Below are 6,990 nucleotides of genomic sequence, written 5' to 3'. Positions count from 1 at the left end.
GTCCAGCACCAGCCGGACTGCCCGCTCCCGCACCTCCGGCGAGTAGCTCGCCGCCGTCTTCTTCGTCATGGCTCTATCCTCTCAAGAGATAGTGCCTCCGGAAAAGCCGGTGCGGTTCAGAGCGGCGCTCATCCTGTTCTGGTGCGGGCTTGGCGAGGCGCCGGTGGCCATCGATCGATTGCGGGGCTTGGCTGAGGCCGGCGCCGTCGGCCAAGATGATCGGGCTCAGCGCCCTGGGCTGGAGCTTCGGCCGGCTCGCCGGATGGAACGGCGCCGTAGGGCTGGCCCTTGGCGTCGCCGTGGCTGCGCCGCGTATCCCGGCGTCTCCGGCCTCGTGATCGGCGATTTCCACCAGCGTCTTGGCAGCCAAGATACTGCGGCAATGTATGGTTGCTTCGAGAGGAACGGGCGTCCCGTCACGGCAGGACAAGAGTCTGCCCGCCGTTGCCGAGGCGTCAACTCGTGAAGAAGGGCTGAGTACCGTGTGCCTCAATCGCGCTGGCAAGACGGGACAGGGCGTGGATATAGGCCGCGGTGCGGAGCGGGACCCGTCGCTCCTGCGCGATCGCCCAGACCTGAAGGCCCTCCCGCTCCACGATCGCCCTTAGGCGCTCATGCACCTCCTCGACCGTCCAGTAGAAGCCTTGGCGGTTCTGCACCCATTCGAAATAGGAGACAGTGACGCCGCCGGCATTGGCCAGGATGTCCGGCAAGACCTGCACCCCCGCCTGCTCCAGGATGCGGTCCGCCTCCGGCGTGACAGGGCCATTAGCGAGTTCAAGGACGGCCCGCGCGCGGATGCGGCGCGCATTCTCCTCATCGATCATGTTCTCGAGTGCCGCCGGCACCAGCAGGTCGCAATCCACCGCGACCAGCTCCTCTGGTGCCACCGCCACGGCGCCGCCCTGCCCAGCCAATGCGCTCACCGGGAGCCCCGCCGCCTTGGCGCGCAGCAGTGCTCGCAGGTCGAGGCCGTAAGGGCAGTGCAGCGCGCCGCGCGAGTCCGAGACAGCCACAATGTCGTGTCCATCCTCTGCCAGCAGGCTGGCGATGAACTGCCCGGCGTTGCCGAAACCTTGTACCGCTACCCGCATGCGGCCTTGCAGGCCGAGCTCCCGCGCGAGATGGCGCACCAGGTAGTAGCCACCGCGGGCGGTCGCATCCTCGCGGCCCAGCGAGCCGCCCAGCGCGATGGGCTTGCCGGTGATCACGGCCGGGACGCACTGTCCGACAATGCTGGCGTATTCGTCGGCCATCCAGCCCATGATCATCGCATTGGTATAGACGTCGGGCGCCGGGATGTCGCGGTCCGGGCCGATGATGCGGGCGAAAGCCTGCACGTAGGCACGCGACAGCCGCTCCAGCTCCGCCTTGGACAGGGTCCGCGGGTCCACCTGCACGGCGCCCTTGCCGCCGCCATAGGGCAGATTCATTACCGCGCACTTGAAGGTCATCCAGAACGCAAGGGTTTCCACCTCCTCGGCCGTGGAGGCAGGATGGAAGCGGATGCCGCCCTTGGTCGGTCCGCGCGTATCGTCGTAGCGGCAGCGCCAGGCGAGGAAGGACTTCCGGGAGCCGTCGTCCATCCGGATCATCAGGCGGACCTTGGTGGTCTCCCGCGGGTACTTCAGGCGCTCGAGGACGTCACCGTGGATCTGCAGGTGACGCGCAGCGTCATCGAGGCGCGTGAGCGCCACATCGAGAATGCTAGATTCCTTCATCAAACGTCTCTCCTCCACCGCGTCACGCGAGTAGGGCAGCGCCCATGGCGCGATGACAGTGGGCGCGTCGCAGGTTGTGGCGCGACGAGGCCTGGCGGCGGTCAGTGCGGGGCAGTAGGTTGCGGGAAAGTTTCATCCACGACAGATGCCAGGGATCGGTACAGTGCTGCGAGCAGCCCGTCCAGGTCTGGACGGCCGGCCGTCTCCAGCATGCGCCAAGGCAGCGGGGCCATTGCCGCCGCAATGCGCTGGCTCAGAGCGATCCCCACCATGCCCCGGCAAGTCGCTTCCAATCCCTCCTGTGCGAGGAGGTGGCGAAAGGCGGCGGCCGCGCGCGCCGATAGGAAGGGCACGACCTGGATCGCCCCACCGGAGATGGCGTCCCGCGCCCGCGGGCTGAGGCGCGCCGGCGGCTGGGCGGAGTAGACGATGCTCCGCTCCACGACGAAGCCCTCCGGGGCCAGGGCGGTGGCGAGGTCGCAGGCGACGGTCTCGGCGCTGAGATAGGCGATAGGGCCGGAGTGCGGGTCCAGCCGTGCCTGGACCAGCCGCAAGAGGTTCCGTGCGGTGCCGTCTGCCGCCTCAACTCCTGCCAAGCCGGCCTGCCATAGCGGGCGCGCCGTCGCGGCGCCGACGGCAAGAATCGGCGGCAGGCCGGCCAGCCCCTCCCCCGTTATCCCAGTGGCGCGCAGCAGCGCCTCGGCCCCGTTCGGAGAGGTGAGCAGGATGGCCTGCCGCCGGTGCAGCGCCGCACCCGCTTCCCAGGGCAGCGGCATAATTTCCAGCATCGGCTCGACGAGGCACCGCATGCCGCCGGCCCGCAGGCGGGCAACGAGCTCGCCTGCCTGCGGACGCGGTCGGGTGACCAGGACCCCTAGCGGGGCGGGGCCCCGCCCCCAGACGGTCACGCGCGAGCCGCGGCGCCGTCCCCGCCGCCTGTGACTTGCGCCGGGGCCTCCACGCGCAAGACTGTAAGGCGCCGGAGTCGGCCGTCCTGGGTCGGCCAGTCTATGGATTGGCCCTCCGATAACCCGATGAGCCCAGCGCCGACGAGAGACAAGACCGAGATGCGCCCCTCGGCAATGTCGGCTTCGCCTGGAAGCACCACCTGTACCCGGCGCTCCTCGCCTGTCGCTGCGTCGCGGAACTCGACTATCGATCCCACGGCAACAATGCCTGCGGGCACCTGCCCGGCCGGCATCACCTCGGCACGATCCGCCTCCTCCATCAGTAGGCGTGCGACCAACGGGCTGCGTCGGGTGATGACCTCCGCAAGTGCGACCAGCCGCGCGTGGTCCTCCGCTGACATCACCAGTGGCGGGCGCAGAGCCCTCGCCTCGGATACTTCATGCATAAGCGCTCTCCGTGCTTGCTTCAGGTCATGCCCAGGTCGGGTTATCGGATGCCTTCTCGAACACGGGGTGCCATGCGGCGCGTGACCATCCGGTAGCATGGTCCCGGCTGGCCGCCGGCCCGGGTGGTGGTCCACCACGAGGAGGTGCAGGACGATGTGCCGCTCGTCAGGCCTAATCGCTTCCACCGCCTGTCCAGCGGCGGCGCCGAGCAGTGCGGCGCCGAACGGTGTTGAGACGGCCAGGGCGGACCCATCTTGCGCAGCATCCCCGGGCATCACCAGAATGCGGGACTCTGGGAAGCTGTCCTCCATGGCGAAGACAACCCGGGCGCCTAGCACTGCTATGGTCGGCGGCACGGCGTCGGGCGGCATTACGCGGCAACGGTCGAGCGTATCGGTGAGCGTGCGACCAACCGGATCGTGCGGATGGCGCCAGAGTCGAGCCAGTATCTTCAGTCTGGAGTAGTCGCGGGAGACCAGCACCGGGACGGCATCGGGATCCGGTTCGGGTGCGGCTTTAGCAGCGATATAAGGTAGGATACAATGCGCGGGCGGCCGGAGATGGCTCCGCGGGTCGGTCGTGGGCAAGGCAGGCTACGTCCTTTCCGAGCAATGCGGCGCACCCCGCCGGAACGGCGAGGCGGCCACGCTGGCTATCGTCTCAGGAAGAGGTCGTCCCCGGGTCCGGATGGGCGCCAAGCGCCCGGTCGCGGCCCGGGCTAAAGGCCTGCGATCAGGCTTCCTGCATGCGCCAAATGGCGCCGAAAGGCCGCACACAACCACATCATGGAACCAGTGTTACCGCCGGGACAGCTTTGGTCAAGTCACACCGTCTTGCTGGATGGTCGATACTGGCTCAGAATCACCAAGTGGTGCGGGCTCGCGGATTATCTCAAACGGGGCAGAAGTACCGCTTGGCAGGAAATCATCAAACAGACCAGGAGGGGGAGAGAATTGCCGCAGTAATGTCTATTTGAGTGAAGGATTCGTTCGGTCGAACTACGCAACTGTTCTCGCTTTCACGCCGCCGTTTGAGCACCTGTTTCCTGCCACTAGACCCAGAAGGCCTCGGCGCGGGCGCTCCGGTAGTGAACCGCGATCATCAGACGCCGCTGCGGAGGGAAGCGGTCGTAGCGGTCGTAGCAGATGGTGGCCGAGAGCGTGGGTGATGCCGAGGCCGCCACCCCGGTATTGACCCTGGCCGCCGGATCCGCCGCTTCCCGGCCCTGGTGCTCGAGCAGCGCTGCCGGGCCAGGACAGGCCCCGGCGGGCAGCCAGGGTAGCCAACCCAGGCCCTCCCCCACACACAAGAGCCCCATGACCTCAGAGCGAGGTCATGGGGCTTTTTGCGTTTCCGGTCTCGCATCTGCAGCGATCTTCAGGTCGGGTAGCATACCGCCTGGCGCCGCGGGCTGCGGCGGCCCGCTCGAACGATCTGCTGCGGCCAACGTCCCTGCAGTGCATCAAGCCCTGTGACCTCCGCCGGTGTGACGAGCGCCGTCAGGGAGCGTAACATGACGGCCGGTACTCCCCCTCGGGACCGAGTCGAGCGTCTCCCGGTCCTGGGCTTGTGAGACCGCGCGGCTCGGTGGCGCGGCCGGGGCCGTCCGTGAACCCACTGCCTTCACTATTGCGAGCCCACCCCCATGCCCATGCGGCGGTACTTCCGGCCTTTGCGGCGCACGCGCGCCCTGCCTCTGCCTGTCCGATGGGCCGGTGCGGCGCTGCTGGTGCTGGCTGCCTTTGGCCTTCGCTACCTGCTGCTCGGTCCAACTCCCGCCGTGCCCTACATGCTGTTCCTGCCGGCCGTCATCCTCGCGGCCGTGGTCTTTGGCCGGGGCAGCGGCGTGACTGCCACAGTCCTGGGCGCGCTGCTCGCCGTCTACTTTTTCGTCGAGCCCCTCTACAGCTTCGCCTTTGCGGATGCGGCGAGCGTCATCAGCGTCATGCTGTTCGCCGCCATCGGCTTCTTCATCGCCGCCCTGAGCGGAGCGCTGCACGACGCCTACATCGAAGCCGAGGACGCATACCATGCGGTCGAGACGGCGCGGCGAGAGGCCGAGGCTGCCCGTGCCCGGGCCGAGGCCGGCGAGCGCGAGAGGGACCTGCTTCTGGCAGAGCTCAAGCACCGTGTGAAGAACGACATGCAGCGCATCATGTCCACCATGCGGCTGCAAGCTGCCGGCGCCGCCCCGGACGTGGCTACCGCCTTATACGCGGCGGTGGACCGGGTGCGTATCGTCGCCGCCGTGCATGACCGGCTCGCCCGCCGCGACGGCCACCTGCTGGTGGGTATGCACGGCTTTCTCGACGACCTCGTGGCGGGCCTGCGCGCGAGCGTGCTTGGCCTGCAACCAGTCGGCCTATTCGTCGATGCCGAAGATCACATGCTGCCCGTCAGCCGAGCCGGAACAGTCGGGCTCGTCGCCAATGAACTCATCACCAATGCGCTCAAGCATGCCTTTCCCGAGGACCGCGTGGGCTCCATCACCATCGGCTTCCGCCGGGACGGGACGGACTTCCTGCTGCTGGTGGCCGATGATGGGATAGGGCTGCCCGAGATGCCTGCGGTGGAAGCCGAGCAGGAAAGCCGCCGGCATGGCGGCATGGGGCGCAAGCTGGTGCGCGCACTCGCCGCGCAGCTTGGTGGGCAGATCGAGACGAGGCCGCGCGAGCCGACCGGGACACAGCATGTTCTGCGGTTCCCCATGAACCAGCCCGGGGCCGCCGATCAAGGCGAGGTCTGAGGATGCTTGGGGCGGGGCGAGGGACACCGTCCCGGCTGCCACGCCAGGCCTTAAAGCGCCTAACACAACCGCCTAATTTGCCTCATGCAGATGAGAGCGGCGGCGAGCGTAGTGAAGGCGAGGTGGATGTCCTCGCGTCGTTCGTAGCGGATGGTGAGGCGCCGGAAGCGGGCCATCCAGGCCAGGGTCCGCTCCACCTTCCAGCGGTGCCGCCCGAGCCTGCGGCTGTCCTCGATGCCGCGCCGGGCGATGCGCGGGATGATGCCGCGGCTGCGGCACTCGGCCCGGCAGAAGCGGTGGTCGTAGCTCTTGTCGGCGTGCAGCTTGTCGGGGCGCCGACGCGGCCTGCCGCCGGGCCTGCGGCGACGCCGGACCGGCGGGATGGCGTCGAGGGTGGCGGCCAGCATCTTGCTGTCGTGGCGGTTTGCCGGGCTGAGCGTCAGGCCGAGCGGGGTGCCGTGGCCATCGACCACGACGTGCCGCTTGGTGCCTGCTTTCCCGCGGTCCGTCGGGTTCGGGCCGGTTGCCGCTCCCCCCTTTTCGCCGGGACAGACGCGCTGTCCAGCGAGGCCCTGCTCCAATCCAACCTGTCGGCGCCGTGCAGCCGCTCCAGCAGCAGGCGGTGCAGGCGAGCCCACACGCCGGCCGCCTGCCAGTCCCGCAGCCGGCGCCAGCAGGTCATGCCAGACCCGCAGCCCATCTCGGCGGGCAGGTCTTCCCACTGGATGCCGGTCTTGAGGACGAAGATGATGCCGGTCAGCGCTGCGCGGTCCGGCACCGGTGGCCGCCCACCCTTCGGGCGCGGCTTCGCGGGCGGCAGCAGCGGTGCAATGGCCGCCCAGAGGTCATCAGGTACAAGGGGCTTCGCCATACCCCACACAACGCGCCAAAGCGCGTTTTTTTAGATGCTCTTAGTCTTACTGTGTCACTTGCTTCTTGGCCGTATACGCTGTTTCTGCAGGCAGCAGGGGCAGCGCGGGAGGAGGTGGACAAGGCCGACGGTGAGGCGGCGGCGAATGCTGGCGATTGAGTGCGGCACGTGGCGCTCAGGCCGGACCGGCACCGCGCGGCTGGAAGCCTTTGGATAGCGCAGGTGTCTTGAGCCGCCGCGCGGTGAAGCGGGATTGAGGGGGGAAAAGGCAGCGCTCGGCCACGAGGAAGCCGTAGG

At 68.3% G+C, this 6,990-nt stretch carries 7 protein-coding genes; 1 reads left to right on the top strand and 6 read right to left on the bottom strand.

Going from position 1 to position 6,990, the window contains the following annotated elements:
- Window positions 1-73: 73 nt before the first annotated feature.
- The 5 genes from LHA35_RS27395 to LHA35_RS27375 form a co-directional block, all read right to left on the bottom strand.
- On the bottom strand, window positions 74-370 hold the full coding sequence (locus tag LHA35_RS27395; protein WP_226614354.1) for a hypothetical protein: 297 nt from the start codon (window positions 368-370) through the stop codon (window positions 74-76).
- An 85-nt stretch (window positions 371-455) separates the two neighbouring features.
- A complete protein-coding gene (locus LHA35_RS27390) occupies window positions 456-1,739 on the bottom strand; it encodes a Glu/Leu/Phe/Val family dehydrogenase (RefSeq protein WP_226614353.1) in 1,284 nt (427 codons plus the stop codon).
- A gap of 83 nt (window positions 1,740-1,822) precedes the next feature.
- Window positions 1,823-2,629: a uroporphyrinogen-III synthase gene (locus LHA35_RS27385; protein ID WP_226614351.1), complete on the bottom strand. Its 807-nt coding sequence runs from the start codon at window positions 2,627-2,629 to the stop codon at window positions 1,823-1,825.
- On the bottom strand, window positions 2,626-3,075 hold the full coding sequence (gene rnk, locus LHA35_RS27380; RefSeq protein WP_226614349.1) for a nucleoside diphosphate kinase regulator: 450 nt from the start codon (window positions 3,073-3,075) through the stop codon (window positions 2,626-2,628). The genes LHA35_RS27385 and rnk overlap by 4 nt, the downstream gene beginning before the upstream one ends.
- A gap of 1,052 nt (window positions 3,076-4,127) precedes the next feature.
- Window positions 4,128-4,394: a hypothetical protein gene (locus LHA35_RS27375; RefSeq protein WP_226614348.1), complete on the bottom strand. Its 267-nt coding sequence runs from the start codon at window positions 4,392-4,394 to the stop codon at window positions 4,128-4,130.
- 333 nt (window positions 4,395-4,727) lie between these two features.
- Here LHA35_RS27375 and LHA35_RS27370 point away from each other — a divergent pair, with 333 nt between their 5' ends.
- A complete protein-coding gene (locus tag LHA35_RS27370) occupies window positions 4,728-5,822 on the top strand; it encodes a DUF4118 domain-containing protein (RefSeq protein ID WP_226614346.1) in 1,095 nt (364 codons plus the stop codon).
- Between the two features lie 59 nt (window positions 5,823-5,881).
- Here LHA35_RS27370 and LHA35_RS27365 read toward each other — a convergent pair.
- Window positions 5,882-6,693 (bottom strand): IS5 family transposase gene (locus tag LHA35_RS27365; protein WP_226614344.1). Its coding sequence is split into 2 segments (ribosomal slippage): window positions 5,882-6,357 and window positions 6,357-6,693, totalling 813 coding nucleotides; the frame shifts between segments, so codons are not numbered across the junction.
- Between the last annotated feature and the right edge of the window lie 297 nt (window positions 6,694-6,990).

Origin of the sequence: Roseicella aerolata (genome assembly GCF_020523605.1) — a bacterium.
GTDB lineage: Bacteria > Pseudomonadota > Alphaproteobacteria > Acetobacterales > Acetobacteraceae > Paracraurococcus > Paracraurococcus aerolatus.
The sequence above is the reverse complement of the archived record's forward strand: the minus strand, read 5'-3'. Positions and strand labels throughout refer to the sequence as shown.